The organism is Pseudomonas onubensis (genome assembly GCF_965653655.1).
Taxonomy (GTDB): Bacteria; Pseudomonadota; Gammaproteobacteria; order Pseudomonadales; family Pseudomonadaceae; genus Aquipseudomonas.
Genome location: NZ_CBFHAZ010000023.1, coordinates 14,363 through 36,724 on the forward strand (window position 1 = coordinate 14,363; position 22,362 = coordinate 36,724).

Sequence of the window (22,362 nt, forward strand, 5' to 3'; positions counted from 1 at the left end):
CTAACTGCCTGCCAGGCAACTCGGGGTGCCGGCCACCATGGCGTCGATGGCGCAGCGCGTCTTGGCTGGCATGTGTGCCGCCGTCGGCCAGATCACGTGGATCGGCGCAGGCTGGTCGCGGTGGCTTGGCAGTACCGCTTCCAGTTGCCCGCGTAGCACGTAGTGCGCAATCAACCAGCTCGGCAACCAGGCCAGGCCCACGCCCGCAATCGCGGCATCGGCCACGGCCTGGAGGTCGTCGAGCATCAACAGCGAAGGCACACCGGGGCGCTGCGAGGTATTGCAACGGTAGGCAATGCCTCGGTGGGCGGCTAGGTCATCGATAGATTCGATAGGCCCGACCCGCTGCAAATAGGCCGGCGAAGCTGCCAGCCCAACAGACTGTTCGCCCAGGCGACGCGCACTCAGGCGGTCAGTGTCCGGCAGCGGACCAATGCGCACGGCCACGTCGAAGCCTTCCTGTGCGAGATCGATCAGCCGGTCAGAAAACGAAATCTCGATCTCCAACGCCGGGTAACGGTCCATCAACCCCCACAACGCTGGCGCCGCATAATGATGGCCGAAAGCCAATGGCAAGCTCGCCCTTAAACGCCCGCGTGGCTGCTGTCGGCCGCTTTCCAGCACCGATTCGGCAGCTTCAAGTTCTGCCAGCGCGCGCACGCAATGTTCGTAATACGCCTGCCCGTCTTCAGTCAGACGCTGCCGTCGAGTGGAGCGCTGCAACAGGCAAGCGCCCAAGCGGGCTTCCAGGCGCGCCAGGCCTTTGCCCACGGCGGAGCGCGTGAGGTTCAGCCGTTCGGCGGCCTCGGTCAGGTTGCCGCTCTCGACAATTTGCAGAAACAGTTCAACGCCATCAAAACGCGCAGTGGCCATGAGCTTATTGTCGCCTTGTTATCCCTTATCAAAGGAAAACTTATCACGAATAAAGAATTCTGTTCCCGTGAGAATAGCGCTCTCACCTAAACAAAAGGGACTATCCCATGCCGCCCGCCGCCGCCGTATCGGCCGTCAGTGCCCCGCGCACCGCCAGAGATGGCCTCGCGCTCACCGCCGTGTGCCTTGTGGCACTGATGTTCGGCCTGGAAATCTCCAGCGTGCCGGTCATTCTGCCAACCCTGGAACAACAGCTGGGCACGGGTTTTCAGGATGCGCAGTGGATCATGAACGCCTACACCCTGGCCTGCACCAGCGTCTTGATGGCCGCCGGCACCCTGGCTGACCGCTTTGGACGACGGCGCATGCTGGTGTTGTGCCTGTGGTTGTTTGGATTGGCTTCGCTGGCCTGCGGGCTGGCCAATGATGCCTCCACCTTGATCGCGGCGCGCTTCGTTCAGGGCATAGGCGCCGGGGCGATGATGATCTGCCAGTTCGCCATTTTGTCGCACCAGTTCCGCGAACCGGCGGCGCGCGCGCGAGCCTTCGCGATATGGGGCGTGATCGCAGGCGTGGGCTTGGGCTTCGGGCCGATGGTCGGCGCGTTGATTCTGGCAGTCGCGGACTGGCGCTGGGTGTTCCTGGTGCATGTGCCGCTCACACTGCTGACCTTGGTGCTGCTGCGCATCAGCGTGCAGGAATCCCGAGACCCGGCGGGCCATCGGCTGGATATCGCCGGCATGCTGACCTTGACGCTGACGGTGTTCGCCTTGGTGTACTTCATTACTCAGGGCAGCGAAAACGGCTTCGGCACCCCGGCGATGCTTGGCTGGGCCGCTTTGTCGCTGGTGGGGTTGCTGCTGTTCATCTTTGTTGAGCGACGCAGCGCGCACCCGATGTTCGATTTCTCGGTGTTCCGCGTCCAGCGCTTCAACGGCGCGCTGATGGGGTCGATTGGCATGAACTTCAGTTTCTGGCCCTTCATGATCTACCTGCCGCTCTACTTCCAGGCTGGCCTGGGTTACGACACGCTGACCACCGGCGCGGCCTTGCTGGCCTATACGCTGCCGACCTTGCTGGTGCCGCCGCTGGCGGAACGCCTGGCCCTGCGCTACGGCGCCGAACGTATTATCCCGCTGGGCCTGAGTTTGATGGGTGCAGGGTTTATCAGCATGGCGGCGGTCAATGGCGCGCAGCAGCCGAGTATCGTCTGGGTACTGTTCAGTTGTGTGTTAGCGGGCGTGGGACTGGCGCTGACCAACTCACCGACCACCAACACCACCACCGGCGCCGTGTCGGCTGACCGGGCGGGCATGGCCTCGGGTATCGACCTCAGCGCACGGTTGATCACGCTGGCGCTCAATATCGCGTTGATGGGGCTGGTGCTGCTGCTGGGCATCGGCCATCACCTTTCCAGCCTGCTACCTGCTACAACGGCCGTGGACTGGCCCGCTATCAGCCAAAACATTGCAGCCGGCAAGCTGGACGCGCTGGTGCTGGCGCCTGCAGATGCCCAGGCCGCGCTGCGCCACGGTGCCGGCTGGGCCATGTTGTTTGCGGGTGTTGGCGCGTGTGGGCTGGCGATCTTGAGCCGGTACTTCTTCCAGCAGCGGCGGTAAACGAAAACGGGCCTGCGTATGCAGGCCCGTTTTATTGGGGTTGAAAAAACACTCAGCTATCAGCTGTTAAGCGCAGCCTGTTCGTTTTCCAGAAATTCCTCTTCCAACTCGGCCTCATCAGCCTTGGTATCCGGCAAGCTCTGCCCTGCGGCGCGTGGTTTGCCGCGCAGTTTGCCGTACAGATGTTCCAGCGCATGCTCAAGCTTGGTGGCGGCGCCATCGATCGCCTGTTCCAGCGTATCGGCCTTGTGCAGTACCGACAGTGGTTGATGGCCCTTTGGCCGTGCTTCCAGACGGCAACTCAGATCGTGGGGCCCGGGCTTATCGCCGTTTTCATCCTTCAGGTAGACCTCAACGCGGGTCAGGTCTTCTTCATAACGTTCGAGCGTGCTCTCAATGGTAGTTCGTACCCACTCCTCCAGTCGGATGCTGCTTTCAATATGGTTATCGCTATTGACTTGGATTTGCATAGTTCTTCCCTTATTTCAGCTAGCTCGCGAGAGGTCACAACTGCGACACCGGGGCGGTGAAACCATGACCTCTTGATTACACAATTGAGCACTGCGCAGAACAATTCAACCCCTTTGCAAAGATAAATCCCACATTACAAATTAACCCTGACGAGGAGCAAAAACGCTGTTAGGGTGGGGAGTTAGTTACATCTTCTTACGCCCAGCGAACCTCATAATTGCCCCTCTCCCAACGGGTGCAATCCGCGAAAAACCCCTGCTTCCTCTACCAGCCAGTCATGCACCGCACGCACGCCCGGATGGCTCAACGCGCCCGGCGCATACAGCAGCACATAACGTTTATGGTTGGGCACGGCCAGGCCGAAAGGCACGATCAAGGTGCCGCGTTCAAGTTCATCGTTAAGCAAGGTACGCCGTGCAATCGCTACGCCCATACCCGCGATGGCGGCCTCGATGGTCAGGTGGTTGCGGTTGAAGGTGTGGCCGCGTCGCACGTCGGCGTCGTGGTAGCCGATGGCATTCAGGTAAAACTCCCACTCGGCGTATTCATAACTCCCACGCCAGGCGGTGATGTCGTGCAACAGCGGGAAATGCACCAGGTCCGCAGGGCCATGCAGCGGTGGCCTTCCGCGCAGCAGGCTCGGCGCGCACACCGGAAAGATCTGTTCATCGAGCAGGGCTGTGGATAACAGGCCGGGGTAGCTGCCGTCGTTCAAGTCGATGGCCAGGTCGAAGTCGCCCTCGTGCAGGGCGATGCTGCTGTCTTCGGCGACCATGCGCAGTTGGATATCCGGGAAGCGCTGCTGCAAACGCGGCAAACGCGGGGTCAGCCACTTGCCGAGAAACGACGGGATCGAGCGCAGGCGCAAAGTGCCGCTGATCATCCCCGCGTCCAGCCGCTGCAATTCCGCATCGATGCTGCCGTAGGCCTCGCCGACGGTCGCCGCCAGCCTTTGCCCTTCGGCACTCAGCTCCACGCCACGGGCGCGCCGATGAAACAGCCGAAAACCCAAGCGCTCTTCCAACTGGCGGATTTGCTGGCTCACCGCCCCCGGCGTGATGTGCAGTTCTTCGGCGCAGCGGGTGAACGACAAATGCCGTGCGGCGCAGGAAAACACGTGCAACCAGACATACGTCTGGCCATGAAGGGGGCGAGTCATAGCGTTTAGTCCTGCTAAAGGGTGTCTTAGGATAATTCGTTGGTCAGTGCCGATCCAGAGGCTCAGTATCGCGCCAATTCCGCCTGTTCTACAAAACATGGCAGCGATTTTTACTCCATTGCTTGTAAGGCTTTAGCATGGCTATCAGTGTTTTCGATCTATTCAAAGTGGGCATCGGCCCATCCAGCTCCCATACCGTCGGCCCGATGCGCGCAGCGGCGACCTTCGCCCAAGCCTTGACCGACCAACAATTACTGGCCGATACGCGACGTATCGAAGTGCGCCTGTACGGCTCGCTGTCCGCCACGGGCGTGGGCCACGCCACCGACCGCGCTACCGTGATGGGGCTGATGGGCGAATGGCCAGACAAGGTCGACCCCACCTCGATCAATGCGCGTATTCAGCAATTGCGCGAATCCGGCCGATTGCTGCTCGCAGGCGCGCAGGATATTGCCTTCAACTGGCACACCGACCTGCTGCTGCTCGACGAAAGCCTGCCCTACCACCCCAACGCCATGTCCCTGCACGCCTATGGCGAAAACGGCCTGCTGAGCGAACAAACCTATTACTCGGTAGGCGGCGGTTTCATCATCGAAGCGGCCGAAGCCGCCTCGGGCATCGCGCCTACCAGCGACGTTGAATTGCCCTACGACTTTTCCAGCGCCGTCGAACTGCTGGCCTTGTGCAACAAGCACGGACTGCGGGTTTCCGAGCTGATGATGGCCAATGAACGCGCTTGGCGCTGCGACGAAGAAATCCGCAGCGGCCTGCTGCATATCTGGTCGGTGATGCGCGAGTGCGTGGAGCAAGGCTTGCGCGATGAAGGCATCTTGCCAGGCGGCCTCGACGTGCCACGCCGTGCGGCGAAATTGCATCGCAGCCTGCTGGAAATCGGCAAACCCAACGTGATCACCTCCACCTTGTCGGCGATGGAATGGGTCAACCTGTTCGCCCTTGCCGTCAACGAAGAAAACGCCGCCGGCGGGCGCATGGTCACCGCGCCGACCAACGGGGCGGCGGGGATCATTCCGGCCGTGCTGCACTACTACATGAAGTTCAACCCGCAAGCGTGCGATGACGATGTGGTCAATTTCTTCCTGGCTGCCGCTGCCGTGGGCATTCTCTGCAAGAAGAACGCTTCGATCTCCGGCGCCGAAGTCGGCTGCCAGGGCGAAGTCGGCTCGGCCTGCGCCATGGCCGCTGCGGGCTTGGCCGATATCCTCGGTGCCACGCCCGAGCAATTGGAAAACGCCGCTGAAATCGGCCTTGAACACAACCTCGGCCTGACCTGCGACCCGGTCGGCGGCCTGGTGCAAGTGCCCTGCATCGAGCGCAACGCCATCGCGGCGGTCAAGGCCATCAACGCCACGCAAATGGCCCTGCGCGGTGACGGCAAACACTTTATTTCCCTCGACCGGGTGATCCGCACCATGCGCGATACCGGCGCCGACATGCATGACAAATACAAAGAAACTTCACGGGGCGGCCTGGCGGTCAGCTGGGTGGAGTGCTGATCGGAGCACTGCTACCCGCCCCCTACGTGAGCCCGCGCAAAAATAATAACGAGGCAATATCGATGACTGATGTACGTACACCTGCCGCTGAAAACCCTGCTGTTGCTGTAGATAACGTTTTAGAAAACACCGCCACCACCGGCTGGACCAAACACGACACCACCTGGATGCTCGGCCTCTACGGCACCGCCATTGGCGCCGGCACCTTGTTCCTGCCGATCAACGCCGGCGTTGGCGGCTTCTGGCCACTGATCGTGCTGGCCTTGCTGGCCTTCCCGATGACCTTCTTCGCTCACCGTGGACTGACGCGGTTTGTGCTGTCGGGCAAATCCGGTGATATCACCGAAGTGGTCGAAGAACACTTCGGCGTCGGCGCGGGCAAGCTGATCACGCTGCTGTACTTTTTCGCGATTTTCCCGATCCTGCTGGTGTACAGCGTGGCGCTGACCAACACCCTCAGCAGCTTGATGGAACACCAACTGCACATTGCCCCGCCGCCTCGGGCGATTCTGTCGCTGGTGCTGATCCTCGGCCTGATGGCCATTGTGCGCTGCGGCCAGGGCGTGATCGTCAAAGCCATGAGCGTGCTGGTGTACCCCTTCGTCGCCGCCTTGCTGTTGCTGGCCGTGAGCCTGGTCCCCAACTGGAACGGCGCATTCTTCGCCTCCGCCAGTGAAGGCATGCCATTGCCGCTGTTCTTCAAGACCCTGTGGCTGGCGATCCCGGTGATGGTGTTCTCTTTCAACCACTCGCCGATCATTTCCGCCTTTGCCGTCGACCAGAAGCGCGTCTACGGCCCACAAGCCGAACGCAAAAGCAGCGGCATCCTCGCCACCGCCCACGGCATGATGGTGCTGACGGTGATGTTCTTCTGCTTCAGTTGCGTGCTGGCCCTGTCGCCGGCTGACCTGGCGGCTGCCAAGGCACAGAACATTTCGATCCTGTCGTACCTGGCCAACCACTTCCAGACGCCGGTGATTGCTTACGCCGCGCCGTTGATCGCGCTGGTGGCCATCACCAAGTCCTTTCTCGGCCACTACATCGGCGCAAGCGAAGGCTTCCAGGGTTTGATCGTCAAATCCCTGCGTGGGCGCAACCGTTCGATGTCATCCAAGGGGCTGGAACGCTGCACCGCACTGTTCATGGTGCTGACCTGCTGGGCCGTGGCGACCTTCAACCCGAGCATCCTCGGCATGATCGAAACCCTGGGCGGGCCGATCATCGCATGCCTGCTGTTCCTGATGCCGATGTACGCGATCCGCCGTGTGCCCTCTCTGCGCCAGTATTCAGGCCAGGTGTCGAATGTGTTTGTGGTGGTGATCGGGCTGATTGCGCTGTCTGCGATCGTTTTTTCGGTTTTGCCCTGAAATCGAACACGATCTAAAGAACACCACACATCAAATGTGGGAGCGGGCTTGCTCGCGAATGCGGTCCTTCAGCTAAGTATTTATTGGCTGACACACCGCTTTCGCGAGCAAGCCCGCTCCCACATGAGTATTGCAGCGCCTGGTAGGGAGCTATACGGCACGCCCCTTGCTGTACAGCTAACGAGGCAAACGGACCTTGTGAAACCTCAGCGACGGAGTGGCCGGTGGTCAGGCAATGCGAACTAAACCAGACACCGGTCGTCAATGACTGCATGTTCTTATCAGGCGGTAACGCACCATGGACAATCCTTTTCAGATCATCACTGACACCTTCACGCCCACCTACCGCGTCAACCTGAGCATCCAACGGCTCGATGGCAGCATCATGCTCACCCTCTCGGATGAGACGGGCGTGGTCGCCAAACGCATGATCAGCGCCGAACAACGCAACGACCCGCAACGTCTCAAGCGCTTAGTGCAGAGCATTCAATTCGGCATCGCCATCGAACAGGGCCACAGCGCCATGGAGATTTTGGCGGTGATGACGGACGGCGACAGCCACAAACTCTTGCAGCCACCGCCCGCCCGCACCCTGCCCTTCAGCGTCGGGCTTTAAAGCTCGCCTTTCTCGGTTTCCAGGCTCGCCTCGCCCTTGCGACGCGGGCCTTCGACCTTCACCGACGGGAACGCCGACGAGGCGTAGCGCACCACCAGGATTGAAAACGCCAGCAACAGAATGCCGCCGCACAGGTAGATGATGCCGATGTCCGGCGGGTTGTGGTGCGACACGTTGGAGATCAGCAGGCGCGTCAGCGCGGTGATCGCCACGTAGATCAGGAAGCGCACGGGCATGTGGTTGGTCTTGAAATAAATCCCGACCATTGCGCCCAATTCCAGGTAGATGAACAGCAGCAAGATGTCATCGATCTTGATGTGCCCGTTCTCCAGCATCCCCAGAAACTCCATCACCGCCGCCCAGGCGGTCACCGCACCAATGGCGAACAGCGCCAGGTAGTGGAACGTCTCGACGAACAGATTGCCCAGCGACTCGGCCAGCCCATGGACTTGCTGACGCAGCTTTTCGGCCCAGTTGATTTTCACGATGATGCTTCCTTAGGTCGGCTCGACCGGATAATGCGGGGTGGACGTGACGGTTGTTCTGCATGCAGAAAAAAGGCCAGACAATAGCAATTGAGATGGTAGTCGCGTGAGATGAGGAACAAGGGGACAACACAGAGTGTGGCGAGGGCACTTGCTCCCGTTGGGCCGGGCTGGCGCTCCAGCGCGTAGCGGCCCTAAAACCTGCAAATGGGTTTTAACTGGAAGAATACCTTCGCCTGAATTGGGGCTGCTTCGCAGCCCAACGCGAGCAAGCTCGCTCGCCACAGTTACGCGCAGGACCTTAGGCGGGTGCGACTTGCTCCAGGGCTCGGTCGACCAACAAACCGCCCATTTCCACGAGTTGATGAATTGCCAAGACCAAGCTTCGCTGCGGACCTTCAAGGTCGAATGCCAGCGTATTGGCCATCTCACGGGCGCTGCTTAGGGTTTCGCTGGCATTGGCGAGCAAGGTTTCTGTATCAGAATCAGGAGTAACGCTGAACAGCGTCGAATCAGTAGACGGGGGGTTAGGGGTGATCTTTTTCATGGCACAGCTCCTCTCGTAGGGAAACCATCACCATCTGCCGCCAAGCAGGTTGGGTGACGGATTGCACAAGGTTGGCGGACCGGTACGAAAGGAACCCGGCACCCCGAAGGGTCCCTGTGCAACCCGCCATAACATAAGAATGCAAACGACGTTAGCGTTTGAAATCCCATTAGAGCGTTGTTGCACCTTTCGTAGCAGGCCGCCAAGCCCGCTCGCTGCATGTGCAGCGCCGTTGGAAGGTAAGCCATCGGACAATTCCAGCGCAACCCCGGCAAGTTGTCAGAAATTTCCGTTGTAGCAAACCCTCAATTCCCAACTACATTAAAAAACTGCTACCCAAACCTCGTGGTTTGACTTACCCTTTTGCCTGTATATAAATACAGTAGTCGCAAAAGACAACTATCGTGAAGGCATGTGAGGTGGTGAATGGCCGTCGAAGTGGTATACCGCAGCAGCCGAGATCTGGAGCGTTTGTTCATGGATAAAGCCGAAGCTGATCGTCATGACAAGATGCTTGAACTCGCTGAGTTGCTGGCAGAAGTGTTGCAAAAAGCCGTGCCGTCCCTGAGCGAGCAGCAGGTGGAGGAAGCCGGGATCTACATGGCGAAAAATCGCGATGTCTTTGCCAAGGCGTTCAAGAGCCAGCCGGATGCGTTGTCCGAGTTGCTGAACTCGGTAGACGAGTAAATGCCCGAATTGAACAGGCCCTGAATCATTGATTCAGGGCCTTTTTAATGCCTGGGCTATTTGTAGAGCAGGCGTTCGGCCAACTCGTCCGCCACCCGCGCCGGGGAGCGTTTTTCGGCTTGGGCGTGGGCGAAGATTTCAGTCAGGCGCGTGCCGATGTTCGACAGGTGCGCAGTGATGCCAGGCAGTTCGGTGCCGGCGTGTTTGAGGGCGACGTAGATCAGGCCGCCGGAGTTGATCACGTAGTCCGGAGCGTAAAGGATGCCGCGCCCTTCCAGTTGGTCGGCAATGTCCAAGGTGGTCAATTGCGCGCTGGCGGAGCCGGCCACGGCGGCGCAGCGCAGTTGGCCGACCGTGTGGCGATTGAACACTGCACCCACACCGCATGGCGCCAGGATGTCACAGGGTGTGCTGAGCAAGGCATCGTTGGCGATGGGGTGTGCGCCGAGCTGCTCCATGGCCAGTTGCACCTTGCCGTGGTCGATGTCGCTGACCAGCAGCTCGGCGCCCGCCGCGTGCAGTTGTTCGGCCAGGGCAAAACCGACATTGCCCAGGCCCTGGATCGCGACGCGCAGGCCTTCGAGGTTGTCACTGCCCAGGCGCGCCATGGCGGTGGTGCGAATACCGGTGAACACGCCCATGGCCGCATGCGGCGCCGGGTCACCTGCGGCCGTGGTGCTGGTGACGAAACGGGTGTGTTGGGCGATGCAGTCCATATCGGCGACAGAGGTGCCGCTGTCGATCGAGGTGACAAAACGGCCGTCGAGTTTTTCGATACAACGGCCAAATGCTTCGAACAACGCGGCCCGGCTTTCCACGTGCACGGGGCGGATAATCACCGCCGTGCCACCGCCCACCGGCAGGCCGGCCAGGGCAGCTTTGTAGCTCATGCCTTGGGCCAGGCGCGCAGCATCGGCTACGGCACTTTCATCGTCGGGGTAAGCAAGATAACGGCAACCGCCCAAGGCAGGGCCGAGGCGGCTGTTGTGGATGGCGATGACGGCCTTCAACCCGGTGACCGGGTCGACGCTCAGGTGCAGCGATTCAAGGCGGGTGCTGTGCATAAGCGCAAACATCGTCAGGCTCCCGAATCACTTCTGGTAGAGGCCCCAGTATAGGCTTGCGGTAGAAAACTGCTGAATCACGCTGGAATAAGCCGCCAGGTTTCGTAGGCATCACGACATAAGCACGCAGGACATTTCTTAAGTTACTGGACGAAAATTCACAGCAAGGCTAAAACGTGGGCATCCGCCGGAGAATGCAATGAATCCCCGCAAAGCCTTTTTCGCCTGCCTGGACCGCTCACCGCCAGCGCTGTTTGAAGCCGCGCTGTGGATAGCGGCTGAACATGATCCGAGCGTGCAACCCCTGCTGATCCTGCAAGACCTGACCTTGCTGCAACAACAGGTCAGCGTCGGCATGCCCATGCTGCCGGCGGATGAACTCGGCCAGCCGCTGCTGCGGCGTATGAATGACCTGGGGTTTGCCCAGGATGATTCGACGCCACTACGCCCCGCCGCCGCGCTGCTCGACAAGGTGCTGCAGCGCAAACGCGGCCAACCCTTGGCCATGGGCCTGATCGCGCTGGAGATGGCGCGGCGCCTGGATATCCCCATGGTGGGCGTTAACTTCCCCGGCCATTTCCTGCTGCGAGTGCCTGGCGCCGATCACCTATTGGACCCTTGCGGCGGGCGGCGCCTGTACCCCAACGACTGCCGCGAGTTGCTGCATCGCCAGTACGGGCCAAACCTCAAGTTACAGGCCGAGCACCTGCACACCGCCGAACCGCGCGCGATTCTGCAACGGCTGTCACGTAACCTGCGCCAACTGCACCTGGCCAATGACCACCCGCTGTCGGCCCTGATCGACGCCGAGCGCGTGCTGGAATTGGGTAACGCCAGCGCAGCGGATTACCTGGCGCGGGCCAGCCTTTACCAGCGCCTGGACTGCCCGAGCGCCGAGCGTTTTGACCTGGAACATGCCCTGCTGCTCAGCGAAGACCCGATCCAGCGCCTGCGACTGACCGAGCGGCTGGGGCATTTGCCGCCCAACACCGTGGTGCACTGACATACTTATTTTTGGCGATCAGGATTTATTGTGGCGAGCGGGCTTGCCCCGCGTTGGGCTGCGCAGCAGCCCCAATACAGTCACCGCATTTCTCCAGACACACCGCAGTGGCAGGTTTTGGGGCCGCTTCGCAGCCCAACGCGGGGCAAGCCCGCTCGCCACAACACGCCAGCTCCCGCACTTGATCGGCATTGAATCAATGATTGGCCCGCGCCTTGAGAGTATCGCTGTGCAAAGGACCCTGCACCGCGTTGGAGCCAGGCGAGCGCACCTGAATGATCAACAGCGCCGCAATCACCGCCGGAATCGCGCAGAAGAAAAAGATCTGCTCAACCGGAATATGCATCGCCAGCAACATGCTGCCAAACAACGGCCCCAGGATTGAACCAAAGCGCCCCACGCCCAAGGCCCAGCCAGTGCCAGTGGCGCGCACGTGCGCCGGGTAGAAGTTGCTGGCGAAAGCGTTGAGGGTCAGTTGCCCACCAATAATGCAGAACCCGGCCGCGAACACACAGGCCACCAGATAACGCGGGTTGTCATGGTTCAACCCGAGCAAAATCGTGCACACCGCAGCCGCCGCCAACACGCCGGACAACAACCGCACTTTGCTTTTAAGGCGGTCGGCAAACCAGGCCATGCCGATGGCGCCCAAGGTGCCGGCAAACAGGAACATTGAGGTCACAAGGTTAGCTTGTTTCAACGCCAGGCCGCTTTCCAGCAGCAGCGTCGGCAGCCAGCTGATCATGAAATACAGCAGGATCAGGCTGACAAAAAAAGTCGCCCAAATCAGCACGGTCGGACGCGCATAGCCGTTGCGAAACAGCTCCAGCACCGTGAGTTTGCTGCCCTGCTCTTGAAGGTTGTCTGCTTCACTCGCCAGCGGCGGCTGCCAGTCGGGCAGCATGCGCGCCGTGACCTTTTGCAGCCGCGTATACGGTGGCGCATCACGTAACAGGCGTGGCAACGATTCCGGCAGCAGCCACACCAGGAAGGGGAACAACAGCAACGGCGTCACCCCGCCCGCCAGGAAGACTGCCTGCCAGCCGTAGCCTTCGATAAACCCCGCTGCCACAAACCCACCCGCCGCACCGCCAAACGAGAAGCCGCAGGCGGCCAGTGTCACCATCAAGGTGCGCATGCGCGGTGGGGAATATTCCGACATCAACGCCATGGCGCTGGGCATCGCGCCGCCCATGCCAATGCCGCAGATAAACCGCGCGGCCATCAGGGTGGTCAGCGAGTTGGCGAACACCATCAGCACGGTGAGGCTCGCGTAGATCAGCACGCAGGCCAGCAGGATACGGCGCACGCCGAAGCGGTCGGCCAGCGGCGTCACCAACAACGAGCCCAAGGTCAGGCCCAGCAGGTTGGCGCTGAACACCGGGCCGAACGCGGCTTTTTCCAGGCCCCAGTCCTGAGCCAACGCCGGCACCACATAACCCAGTACCTGAGCGTCATAGCCGTCGGTTACCAGCAGTAGCGCCAGCAACAGCAGAATCAACCACTGGTAGCGCGACACCGGACGGGCGTCGAGTGCCGTGCGAAAGCTCGCAATCTGATTGTGCATCGCAAGTACCTGTTTTTATTATTGTTCCCGCGCTCCGCGTGGGAATACAGCCTTGGACGCTCTGCGTCCGCTCTTGGAACCGTGACGCGGAGCGTCACACGATGCATTCCCACGCGGAGCGTGGGAACGATCGTCAGGTGTCAGGGGTGTCAGGTTGATTCGCCGGATGCGCTTGCACAAACGCCGGATGCTGCGCCGCCAGCGCCGCCACGCGGCCAATGCGTGGGTAAGCGCCCAACGGCACCTTGAAGCGTTCAGCCGCGTACAACTGCGGGATCAGAAACGCATCGGCCATCCCCGGCTGCTCACCAAAACAAAAGCCTTCATCGCCAATCAACTGCTCCACCGCGCCCAGGCCCTGGCTGATCCAATGCCCGATCCACTCGAGCACTTGTGCCTCGTCATGCCCCCATTTGCGCAGCAGGTTTTGCGTGCTGGAGTTGTGCAGCGGATGGATATCACAGCCGATGATCGACGCCACAGCGCGCTCATGGGCGCGGGTCGCCAAGTCCTTGGAGAGCAGTGGCGCCTGTGGATAACGCTCTTCCAGGTACTCGATGATTGCCGGTGATTGAATCAAGAGCTCGCCAGCCTCGGTACGCAGCGCCGGCACACGGCCCTGCGGGTTAATCGCCAGGTACTGCGGCTGACGATTGGCACCACCCGGCGGCACCAGCAGGTTCACCGGCACGGCGGTAAAGTCCAGCCCCTTGAGCGCCAGGGCGATGCGCACCCGGTACGACGCCGTAGAACGGTAGTAGGTATAGAGTTGCATCGCCCTGCCCTCTTAGCGTGCTGCAATCACGGTGCCACGGCATTCGCCGAAACCGATGGAGGCAAAACCTTCACGGTTGCAACGGGCGCGCAGGATGATTTCGTCGCCATCTTCAAGGAACTTGCGCACCTCGCCGGAGGCCAGTTCAATCGGTTTTTTACCGCCTTCGGTGATCTCCAGCAGGCTGCCGAATTGCCCTGGCTGCGGCCCGGACAAGGTGCCCGAACCAAACAAATCACCGGCCTGCAGCTGGCAGCCGTTGACGCTGTGGTGTGCAACCAACTGCGCTACGGTCCAGTACATGTGCTGGGTGTTGCTCAGGGCCAGGCGGTGTTCCGGCAGGTTTTGCTCGCGCATCGCAGCGGTGGTCAGCAGCACTTCCAACTGGATGTCCAGGCCTCCCGTGGTCTGGTCACGCGTATCCAGCAGGTACGGCAGCGGCTGCGGGTCACCTGCGGGACGTGCCGGTTGGGCTTTGCGGAACGGTTCCAGCGCTTCGGCAGTGACCACCCACGGCGAAATGCTGGTGATGAAGCTTTTCGACAGGAACGGGCCGAGCGGCTGGTATTCCCAGGCCTGGATATCCCGCGCCGACCAGTCGTTGAGCAGGCAGAAACCGGCAATATGTTCAGCGGCGTCGCCAATGGCAATCGAGTCGCCCATGGCATTGCCCTGGCCGATCCAGATGCCCAGTTCCAACTCATAATCCAGGCGCGCGCACGGGCCGAAGGTTGGCTCGGTGTGGCCGGCCGGCAGCGTCTGGCCCTTAGGCCGACGTACGTCCGTGCCCGAGGGGCGAATGGTCGAGGCGCGACCGTGGTAACCGATCGGCACGTACTTGTAGTTGGGCAGCAACGGGTTGTCGGGACGGAACAGTTTGCCGATGTTTTGCGCGTGTTCGATGCCGACGTAGAAGTCGGTGTAATCGTTGATCTTCGCCGGCAAATGCATCTGGCAATCCGCCGCGCGGTGCAGCACCTGCGCCTCACGGGTGTGCATCTTGCTGCCTTCGGCGAGCAGTTCCAGCAGGCGCTCGCGCAAGGCTACGCGTGGGCCACGGCCGAGTTCAAAAAACGCGTTCAGTTGGCCACCGGCGGTGGCTTCAACGGCACGCCGTGCTTCACCTTCGAACTCATCCAGCGCAGCGTGCAGGTCGAGAATCGAATCGCCAATCGCCACGCCACTGCGCGGTGCCGAGCCATTGATGCTGAACACACCCAGCGGCAGGTTCTGCAAGGGGAAATCGCGGTGGCCGTTGGCGGAGGCTACCCAGCTGCGGGTAAGGGTTGGCTGAGTCATCGGTTATCTCCGGTTCGGGTTGAAGGTGGCGGGCAGCGAAGCCCAGCACGCGTCGTAGGAAGGTTGCAGTTGCGGGCACTCAAGGGCGAACTGTGTCGGGCGCAGCACCTGGCTGGTCTCGAACATGAAGGCCATGGTGTTATCGAGCTTGTGCGGTGCCAGGTCCACGTTGATGGCTTTGGTGCAGGTCTCGCCGTCCGGGCCGTGGGCGCTCATGCAGCTGTGCAGTGACACGCCGCCCGGCAGGAAACCCTCGGCCTTGGCGTCGTAGGCGCCCTGGATCAGGCCCATGTATTCGTTCATCAGGTTGCGGTGGAACCACGGCGGGCGGAAGGTGTTTTCGGCCACCATCCAGCGCGGCGGGAAGATCACGAAGTCGAGGTTAGCCAGGCCATGCACGCTGGTGGGCGAGGTCAATACGGTAAAGATCGACGGGTCCGGGTGATCGAAACTCACCGTGCCGATGGTGTTGAAGCGGCGCAGGTCGTATTTGTACGGCACGTTATTGCCGTGCCAGGCGACCACGTTCAACGGCGAATGGTCCAGCTCACAGGCCCACAGTTCGCCGAGGAACTTCTGCACCAGCGTTGTAGGCTTTTTACTGTCTTCGTAGTGGGCAACCGGCGTAAGAAAATCACGCGGGTTAGCCAGACCGTTGCTGCCGATTGGCCCCAGGTCCGGCAGACGCAGTGGCGCGCCGTGGTTTTCCGCAACGTAGCCGCGTGCCTGGGCATCCAGCAGTTCGATGCGAAATTTCAGGCCGCGGGGCAGCACCACGATTTCCAGCGGCTCGACGTCCAGCACACCCAACTCGGTGGCGATACGCAGACGGCCTTGCTCGGGGACGATCAACAGTTCGCCATCGGCATTGAAAAACACGCGCTCCATGGAAAGGTTGGCGCGGTAGGTGTAGATGCTGATGCCTGAAGGTTTTTCCGACCCGGAGTTGGCGGCCATGCCGACCAGACCGTCGACAAAGTCGGTGGGCTCACTCGGGATATCCAGCGGGTTCCAGCGCAAGCGATTCGGCGTCACCGCGCCCAACGGCCCACCGGCCAATTGCCGTTCCAGCTTGATAAACGCCGGGTGGTTGGCCGACGGCTGAATGCGGTACAGCCAGGTGCGGCGGGCTTCGCTGCGCGCCATGGTAAAGGCGGTGCCGGAAAACAGTTCGGTGTACAGGCCGTAGGGGGCTTTTTGCGGGGAGTTCTGGCCCACGGGCAGCGCGCCGGGCAGGGCTTCGCTGGCGAATTCATTGCCGAAACCCGACAGGTATTCGAGGTTCATGGATCATCCTCTGTGCGGAAGTTGTTTTTATCGTAATCCAGTTACGCATAACGTAATTTGATCACTATCGACCGTCAAGCTATAAAGACGCCCATTCATCTCTCGGATTCTCGCCCTTCCATGGAAAAGCCCCGCGACACCGGTAAACAGAAAGTCCGCTCGGCCGAAGTGGGCACCGATATCCTCAAGGCGCTGGCCGAACTGTCCCCGGCCACTTCGCTGTCGCGCCTGGCCGAACATGTGCAGATGCCGGCGAGCAAGGTCCACCGCTATTTGCAGGCGCTGATCGCCTCAGGGTTTGCCGAACAGAACACCGCCACCAACCATTACGGCCTGGGCCGCGAGGCGTTGCGCGTGGGTTTGGCAGCGCTGGGCAGCATAGACGTGTTGAAAGTCGGTGCGATGCCGCTGGCAGAGCTGCGCGATGAATTGAATGAAACCTGCTTTTTGGCCGTGTGGGGCAACCAGGGCGCGACCGTGGTGCAGATCGAACCGGCGGTGCGCGCCGTCACTGTAGTGACGCAGTTGGGTTCGGTACTGCCGCTGCTCAGCTCGTCCACCGGGCTGGTGTTCAGCGCCTATTTACCGTCGCGGGAAACCGTGGAATTGCGCGAACGCGAGATTCAGGCCGGGATTGCCCATGCCCTGGCGGACGACGAGGCTTACGCCAGCGCCTGTGAACAGATTCGCCGCCGCGGCCTGCACTTTGTGCATGGTTTGCTGATGCCCGGCGTGGATGCGTTGTCGGCGCCGGTGTTCAATGCGGTCGGGCAAGTGGCGGCGGTGATGACCGTGGTCGGCCCCACCTCACTGTTCCATGCCGATGAAGACGGCCCGGCGGCGCAGCGGTTGCTGGCGGCGACCCGGGCCGTGAGTTGGCGCATGGGCTATCAGCCCTGAGTCACTCGTCCCAGCGTGACAGGGCCAGCGCCACGCGGTTTTCCACGGCTTTGACCTGCGCGCCGCCCACCACGTAATTGTTACTCAGCATCGAGAACACCAGCTTGCGGCCTTGGGTATCGGTGATGTAACCGCTCAAGGACGACACGCCGCCCATGGAGCCGGTCTTGGCATGCAAGTTGTTCTCGGCCGCGGTGCCGCGCAGGCGATAACGCAGGCTGCCGCCGGTCATGCGGTCGGTATTGCCGGCAATCGGCAGCGCGTTGTACCAGGCGTTGAACCACGGCTGTTTGCTCGCGGCCAGCAGCAGGTCGGTGAGGTTTTGCGACGACACCAGATTACGTCGCGACAGCCCCGAGCCGTCGACCTGGCTCAGCGTCGCCGTATCCAGCCCCTGGCGCTTGAGAAACCCGGCCACCGCCACCGCACCCGCCGCCGCCGTGCCACTGTTGGCCGTCTGGCGGCCCATGGCCTTGAGCAAGGCTTCGGACATGTTGTTGTTCGAGAGTTTGAGCAGCGGCGTGATCAATTCCTGCAACGGCGCCGACTTGTGCTCGGCCAGCACCGTCACCGCCGCCGGGCTGGCAGCGCCCATCACTCGACGGCCCTGCACGGTAATCCCCTGCTGCGCCAGCGCTTGCTCGAACAAGTTGGCCACCAGTTGCGTTGGCTCCCAGACACTCACCAGTTGCTCGCTCTGACGCCCCGGCGCCACGGCGCCGCTGAGTTGCAGCAGGTTGGTGCCATGGCGACGGTTGATCCCGTAGGTGTTGCCCGGCCCACTGACAGCGCGGTTGCTCAGTTGCAGGTAGTTGGTGGGCGGGAAGATGTCGACACTCACAGGCTGCCCGGCCCGCGCTGGGGCCTTGGCGGTGACCAGCACACTGCCGGCATCAAAATCGGAATTGGGTGACACGGTCAGCGCCGAAATCTGTGCGCCGTAGTAGGTGGTTTCGTCGTCGTGGGACCAGTCGACGCCCAGCCGCTCGGCGTCAAACCAGGTGTCATCAAACACCAGGTCGCCCTGCACCTGACGCACGCCCTGGCTGGCCAACTGCGCCGCCAACGCCTGGTAATCGGCGAACTGAATGGTCGGGTCACCCAGGCCGCGCAGGTACAGGTTGCCGGTCAAGCGATCGCCCTGGCGAATGCCGTTGCTCAGCAGTTGTGTGGCGAAACGGTACTGCGGCCCAAGCACATCCATGGCCGCGGCCGTGGTCAGCAGTTTGAGGTTGGAAGCCGGCACCAGCCGCGTGCGCGGGTTGTGCTGATACAGCGTGGCGCCACTGTTGGCGTCCCGCACCATCAGCGAGACCGAGGCGCCGCGCAGCGCCGGGTCGGCCAGCAACTGGTCGAGGCTGTGCCCGGTGGCCGTCTTCGAAGGCGTGGCGCAACCGCCCAGTAACAAACTCAAGCCCACCAGCATCGCGCTGGTGTGTATCCATCGACCCAACTGCATCAGTACCGTTTTCCCGCAAAGTATTCAGTGGCGGCAACGCTACCAGTTCAATGCCGTTGTGGCGAGCGGGGCGGCTGTGGGATCGGGCCTGTTGTGGTGAGGGAACTTGCTCCCTCAGCCACACCAGGGTGCTGGTCTTAGAACTGCAGGGTGCTGGAGACCGACACCTGCCGCGCATCGCCGATGGACACAAACTGCGTGTTCACTGACGAGGTGTAGTAGGTGCGATCGAACAGGTTCTTCACGTTGAGCTGGAACTTGACCTTCTGCCCGTCGATTTTGGTGTCGTAGCTGGCAAACGCATCGGCCACCGTGTAGCTCGGCAGTTCGAAGCTGTTGGCCGCGTCCCCGGCCCGCTCGCCCACGTAACGGGCACCGGCGCCCACGCGCAATTGGTCGCCGCCGAGAATGCTGCCGAAGTCATACACAGCCGACAATGAAGCGGTGTTTTTCGCCACGTTTTGCAAGCGATTGCCTTTGAGCGTCGGGTCTTCAGTCACCTCGGCATCGGTGTAGGCGTAACTGCCGATCAGGCTCCAGTTGTCGGTGAGCTGGCCGCTGGCGTCCAGCTCCAGGCCACGGGAACGCACCTTGCCCGCCACGCTATAGACCGCCGCCAAACCGTCGCCGACCTGTACCAGTACGTTGCGTTTTTCGATATTGAACAGCGCAGCGCTGGCGGTGATGCGCCCCGGTATGTCGAGTTTGGTGCCCAGCTCCCAGGCCTTGGACTGCTCCGGTTCCAGGCTGCCGTCCAGCACGCTTTTGTTGGCCAACGGCGCGATGGTGGAGTTGGGCTTGAACGACTCGGTGTAGCTGCCGTAGAACGACAATTGATCGGTGTAGCGATACACCAGGCCGGCACGCGGCACCCACTTCTGGCCGTTGCCATCGGTGTTGGCGGTGAACGGCACGCCTTTGCCCGCGTATTGGTCGTACATCTGGTAGCGCGCACCGCCGACCAGAATCCACTGGTCATTGAGGTGGATGGCGTCCTGGAAGAACAGCGAATCGCTGCGCAGCAGGTCGGTCTGGTTGCTGTCCGGCGCGCTGACGGTGGTGCCTGCGACTTCGTTGCCGTACACCGGGTTGTTGTAATTGAACGGGCCACGCGGCGCCTGGCGAATCAGGTCGGCACGGTAGATCTTGCGGTACTCGTCATCCAGGCCGAACACCAGGTCGTGCTGCATGCCGCCGACATTGACCTTGCCTTCCAGGCTGGTGGTGGCGAAGCGGTCGGTGGTCAACGCGCCTTGGGTGCCGTCCATGCTGCGGGTCAGGGTGCCGTTGGTGTTGACCTTGACCACGCGCACCTGGCTGGCGTCGTAGGTCTCGCGGTTCCAGCTGTAACCAAAGTGGGCTTTCCAGTCGTCGTTCAAGTCATGGTCGACTTCCAGGCGATACAGGTCGGAGTGGCCTTGCATATTGTTGAACGGCTCATCCAGCCGACGGGTCGCGGGGATGTTCAACGGATGGTTGGTCTTGGGGTCGATGGCGGTGCCACGGTCGAACGGCGAAAGGAACTCGCGGTGTTCATAGGCGAACACCACTTTGGTGGTGTCGCCGTACCAGGCCAGGGACGGCGCCACCAACGTCTCGCGGTGGGTGCCGAAGTTGCGCCAGTAATCTTCGTCTTCATGGTCGACGATCAGCCGATAGGCCAGGCCGCTGTCACCAATCGGGCCGGTGGTGTCGAGGTTGCCGCCACTGCCGTTCTTGCCGTCACCGAAGCTCGAGCCGCGTGCAGTCAGGGAAGTGGACTGCACCAGTTCGGGCTTTTTGCTGACGATATTGACCACGCCACCCGGATCTTGAATGCCGTACAGCAGCGACGACGGGCCTTTGAGCACTTCGACGCGCTCGGCGGTGGAATTCAGTGCACGGCCCTGCACTATCGGCATGCCGTCTCGCATGATCGAGCCGTTACGGTTGTCACCAAAGCCGCGCAGCATCACCGCGTCCTGGGTGCTGCCGAGGGTGTTGGCCTGGGTGATGCCGCTGATATTGCCCAGTGCGTCGTCCAGGTTGCGCGGCTGTTGGTCGCGCAGCACTTGGGCGGGCACGACGTTGACGGTTTGCGGGGTTTCCAGCAGCAGGCCATGGGAGCGCATCACCGAGCTGGTGGGCGGCGGCTGGTAGCTGGTGGTGTCCTGGGCTTGGCTTGCGCCGCTGATGGTGGTGGCGCCCAGGTTGACGGCGCCGTCGGTGGGCACAGGTTCCAGGGCCAGGGTGCGGGCGTCGATCTGGCGGAAGGTAAAGCCTGAGTTGCCGAGCAGGCGTTGCAGGGCCTGGGTGGCACTCATCTGCCCACTGACCGCCGGCGCGCTGAGGCCATAGGGTGCTTCATCGGTGTAGATCACGCTGATGCCGGTCACCCGGCTGAAATCGCTCAGCGCCTGGGGCAGCGGTTTGGCTGCCAGGGCAAAAGTGAACTGGGCGCTTTGTTGCTCCTGCGCCTGCGCAATCGCCAAGGGCAGTAACGCCAGCCCTGACACCGCCAACACCGAGGCTCCCAGCCACTGTTTTACCCAACCGCCCGCCGTCGATTTCATGCTGTGAGAACCCGTGTAGAAAACGCTGTTAATGCGAATAGATCGCAGTTTCAAGCACTACACGGATGGGCGGGCGCTTTACCTCACATTTGTTTGCAAATATTTTTATTTATTGCGCCTGAATGCGAAACCCCATGCGCGGGAAGTGCACGTGCACGGTGCCGGCCCGTTCGTCGGTACGACGCAGGATCAGCTCTTCACGCCCGGCAAACAGCAGCTCACCGGCAACCGGATCAACCCCGTAATCAATGGCCGCAATCGTTACCGACTGACCCGCCTTGAAACCATTCAAGTCCTCGAACTCGTCATCCGGCAATGCCGCAGGCGTGGCATTACGGGCGATCGCCAATGCCTGCTCCGCCGTCATCTGACTCGCGCTGCCGTGACCAAAACCCAACACGCGCGCCAGCCAAGCCAAGACGGCCGGATAAGCATCCACCAATGGAGCGGTCACAGGAGTGGCTTTGAGGAACCACATCGGGTGGGCCAAGGCGAAGTCGGCAATCGACGGCTCACCGAACAGAAAGTCTCCCGGCGCGTGCTGCAGCTGGTACTCCAGACGCGCCATGATCGCCGGCCATTGGTGCTTGGCCAGTTCGGCCGGGAGTTTGCTGGCCGTGCCGCCACTGAACAGCGCGGCACGGTCAGCGATAAACGCTTTGATCGCTTCCGGTGGCAATTTGCCAAAGCGCACCGCCACTGACTCCGGCTGGAATACCAGGCTGACGGCATGGGAGAACACAACGCTGTCGGCCCAGGTGGCGAACGTCTGCGTGATCATTTCCTGGCCTAACGGGAACAGCGCCGGCGTGGACGTTTGCTGCTCAAGGCGACGGGCGATCAGGGCAGTGTCGCAATAGATATCGGCGCCGACTTGCAGTACCGGGGTTTTCCGGTAGCCGCCGGTCAAGGCCGTCAAGTCAGGTTTAGGCATGACCGGTGAAATGTGTACGGAGTGCCAGGACAACCCTTTGAAACCCAGCAGCAGCCGAGCTTTTTCTGCAAAGGGTGAGGTTGGGTAGTGGTGCAGGATCAACTCAGACATGCCGGTCTCCGCTCGATAGATGAACGGCTAGCTTAGCCTGCAAAGCCCTGCGTGGGGACAATGGGAAGCTATC

20 protein-coding genes are annotated in these 22,362 nt (G+C 61.5%); 7 read left to right on the top strand and 13 right to left on the bottom strand.

Features of this window, described 5'->3' with window-relative positions; all coding sequences use genetic code 11:
* Complete coding sequence (locus ACTD9P_RS10455) at positions 1 to 873, bottom strand: LysR family transcriptional regulator (protein WP_438867655.1); 873 nt, start codon at positions 871 to 873, stop codon at positions 1 to 3.
* A gap of 107 nt (positions 874 to 980) precedes the next feature.
* On the opposite strand from ACTD9P_RS10455, the gene ACTD9P_RS10460 reads away from it, so the two are divergent.
* On the top strand, positions 981 to 2,492 hold the full coding sequence (locus ACTD9P_RS10460; protein WP_438867656.1) for an MFS transporter: 1,512 nt from the start codon (positions 981 to 983) through the stop codon (positions 2,490 to 2,492).
* Positions 2,493 to 2,551: 59 nt separating this feature from the next.
* On the opposite strand, the gene ACTD9P_RS10465 is transcribed toward ACTD9P_RS10460, so the two are convergent.
* Positions 2,552 to 2,962 (bottom strand): HPF/RaiA family ribosome-associated protein, encoded by a 411-nt coding sequence (locus ACTD9P_RS10465; RefSeq protein WP_017135168.1) that lies wholly within the window; start codon positions 2,960 to 2,962, stop codon positions 2,552 to 2,554.
* Positions 2,963 to 3,174: 212 nt separating this feature from the next.
* Complete coding sequence (locus ACTD9P_RS10470) at positions 3,175 to 4,122, bottom strand: LysR substrate-binding domain-containing protein (RefSeq protein WP_169986958.1); 948 nt, start codon at positions 4,120 to 4,122, stop codon at positions 3,175 to 3,177.
* A 137-nt stretch (positions 4,123 to 4,259) separates the two neighbouring features.
* On the opposite strand from ACTD9P_RS10470, the gene ACTD9P_RS10475 reads away from it, so the two are divergent.
* The 3 genes from ACTD9P_RS10475 (at position 4,260) to ACTD9P_RS10485 (ending at position 7,619) form a co-directional block, all read left to right on the top strand.
* Positions 4,260 to 5,636: an L-serine ammonia-lyase gene (locus ACTD9P_RS10475; protein ID WP_438867657.1), complete on the top strand. Its 1,377-nt coding sequence runs from the start codon at positions 4,260 to 4,262 to the stop codon at positions 5,634 to 5,636.
* A 62-nt stretch (positions 5,637 to 5,698) separates the two neighbouring features.
* Positions 5,699 to 7,003 carry a serine/threonine transporter gene (locus ACTD9P_RS10480; protein WP_438867658.1) on the top strand — a complete coding sequence of 435 codons (1,305 nt, stop codon included), beginning with the start codon at positions 5,699 to 5,701 and terminating at the stop codon, positions 7,001 to 7,003.
* A 298-nt stretch (positions 7,004 to 7,301) separates the two neighbouring features.
* Positions 7,302 to 7,619: a DUF3509 domain-containing protein gene (locus tag ACTD9P_RS10485; RefSeq protein WP_099548463.1), complete on the top strand. Its 318-nt coding sequence runs from the start codon at positions 7,302 to 7,304 to the stop codon at positions 7,617 to 7,619.
* Here ACTD9P_RS10485 and ACTD9P_RS10490 read toward each other — a convergent pair.
* Both ACTD9P_RS10490 and ACTD9P_RS10495 read right to left on the bottom strand, forming a co-directional pair.
* Positions 7,616 to 8,104 (bottom strand): phosphate-starvation-inducible protein PsiE, encoded by a 489-nt coding sequence (locus ACTD9P_RS10490; RefSeq protein WP_065912637.1) that lies wholly within the window; start codon positions 8,102 to 8,104, stop codon positions 7,616 to 7,618. The genes ACTD9P_RS10485 and ACTD9P_RS10490 overlap by 4 nt on opposite strands.
* A gap of 301 nt (positions 8,105 to 8,405) precedes the next feature.
* On the bottom strand, positions 8,406 to 8,651 hold the full coding sequence (locus ACTD9P_RS10495) for a DUF6124 family protein (RefSeq protein ID WP_438867659.1): 246 nt from the start codon (positions 8,649 to 8,651) through the stop codon (positions 8,406 to 8,408).
* Between the two features lie 426 nt (positions 8,652 to 9,077).
* Here ACTD9P_RS10495 and ACTD9P_RS10500 point away from each other — a divergent pair, with 426 nt between their 5' ends.
* Positions 9,078 to 9,338, top strand: coding sequence for a YebG family protein (locus ACTD9P_RS10500; RefSeq protein WP_200430903.1), 261 nt, complete (start codon positions 9,078 to 9,080; stop codon positions 9,336 to 9,338).
* A gap of 56 nt (positions 9,339 to 9,394) precedes the next feature.
* On the opposite strand, the gene ACTD9P_RS10505 is transcribed toward ACTD9P_RS10500, so the two are convergent.
* Positions 9,395 to 10,414, bottom strand: a complete 1,020-nt coding sequence (locus tag ACTD9P_RS10505) for a Glu/Leu/Phe/Val dehydrogenase family protein (protein ID WP_438867660.1) — start codon at positions 10,412 to 10,414, stop codon at positions 9,395 to 9,397.
* 187 nt (positions 10,415 to 10,601) lie between these two features.
* Here ACTD9P_RS10505 and ACTD9P_RS10510 point away from each other — a divergent pair, with 187 nt between their 5' ends.
* Complete coding sequence (locus tag ACTD9P_RS10510; protein WP_438867662.1) at positions 10,602 to 11,405, top strand: SirB1 family protein; 804 nt, start codon at positions 10,602 to 10,604, stop codon at positions 11,403 to 11,405.
* 196 nt (positions 11,406 to 11,601) lie between these two features.
* On the opposite strand, the gene ACTD9P_RS10515 is transcribed toward ACTD9P_RS10510, so the two are convergent.
* From ACTD9P_RS10515 to hmgA, 4 genes are all read right to left on the bottom strand, one after another.
* Positions 11,602 to 12,972 carry an MFS transporter gene (locus ACTD9P_RS10515; protein WP_438867663.1) on the bottom strand — a complete coding sequence of 457 codons (1,371 nt, stop codon included), beginning with the start codon at positions 12,970 to 12,972 and terminating at the stop codon, positions 11,602 to 11,604.
* 133 nt (positions 12,973 to 13,105) lie between these two features.
* Positions 13,106 to 13,747 carry a maleylacetoacetate isomerase gene (maiA, locus tag ACTD9P_RS10520; RefSeq protein WP_438867664.1) on the bottom strand — a complete coding sequence of 214 codons (642 nt, stop codon included), beginning with the start codon at positions 13,745 to 13,747 and terminating at the stop codon, positions 13,106 to 13,108.
* 12 nt (positions 13,748 to 13,759) lie between these two features.
* Positions 13,760 to 15,046 (bottom strand): fumarylacetoacetase, encoded by a 1,287-nt coding sequence (gene fahA / locus ACTD9P_RS10525; protein WP_438867665.1) that lies wholly within the window; start codon positions 15,044 to 15,046, stop codon positions 13,760 to 13,762.
* A gap of 3 nt (positions 15,047 to 15,049) precedes the next feature.
* Positions 15,050 to 16,333: a homogentisate 1,2-dioxygenase gene (gene hmgA / locus ACTD9P_RS10530; RefSeq protein ID WP_438867666.1), complete on the bottom strand. Its 1,284-nt coding sequence runs from the start codon at positions 16,331 to 16,333 to the stop codon at positions 15,050 to 15,052.
* Between the two features lie 120 nt (positions 16,334 to 16,453).
* On the opposite strand from hmgA, the gene ACTD9P_RS10535 reads away from it, so the two are divergent.
* Complete coding sequence (locus ACTD9P_RS10535; RefSeq protein ID WP_438867667.1) at positions 16,454 to 17,233, top strand: IclR family transcriptional regulator; 780 nt, start codon at positions 16,454 to 16,456, stop codon at positions 17,231 to 17,233.
* A gap of 1 nt (position 17,234) precedes the next feature.
* Here the strand turns inward: ACTD9P_RS10535 and dacB are convergent, their stop codons facing one another.
* From dacB to ACTD9P_RS10550, 3 genes are all read right to left on the bottom strand, one after another.
* Positions 17,235 to 18,692, bottom strand: coding sequence for a D-alanyl-D-alanine carboxypeptidase/D-alanyl-D-alanine endopeptidase (gene dacB, locus ACTD9P_RS10540; RefSeq protein WP_438867668.1), 1,458 nt, complete (start codon positions 18,690 to 18,692; stop codon positions 17,235 to 17,237).
* A gap of 137 nt (positions 18,693 to 18,829) precedes the next feature.
* Positions 18,830 to 21,244, bottom strand: a complete 2,415-nt coding sequence (locus ACTD9P_RS10545; protein WP_438867669.1) for a TonB-dependent siderophore receptor — start codon at positions 21,242 to 21,244, stop codon at positions 18,830 to 18,832.
* A gap of 109 nt (positions 21,245 to 21,353) precedes the next feature.
* On the bottom strand, positions 21,354 to 22,289 hold the full coding sequence (locus ACTD9P_RS10550) for a glutathione S-transferase family protein (protein ID WP_438867670.1): 936 nt from the start codon (positions 22,287 to 22,289) through the stop codon (positions 21,354 to 21,356).
* Positions 22,290 to 22,362: the final 73 nt, after the last annotated feature.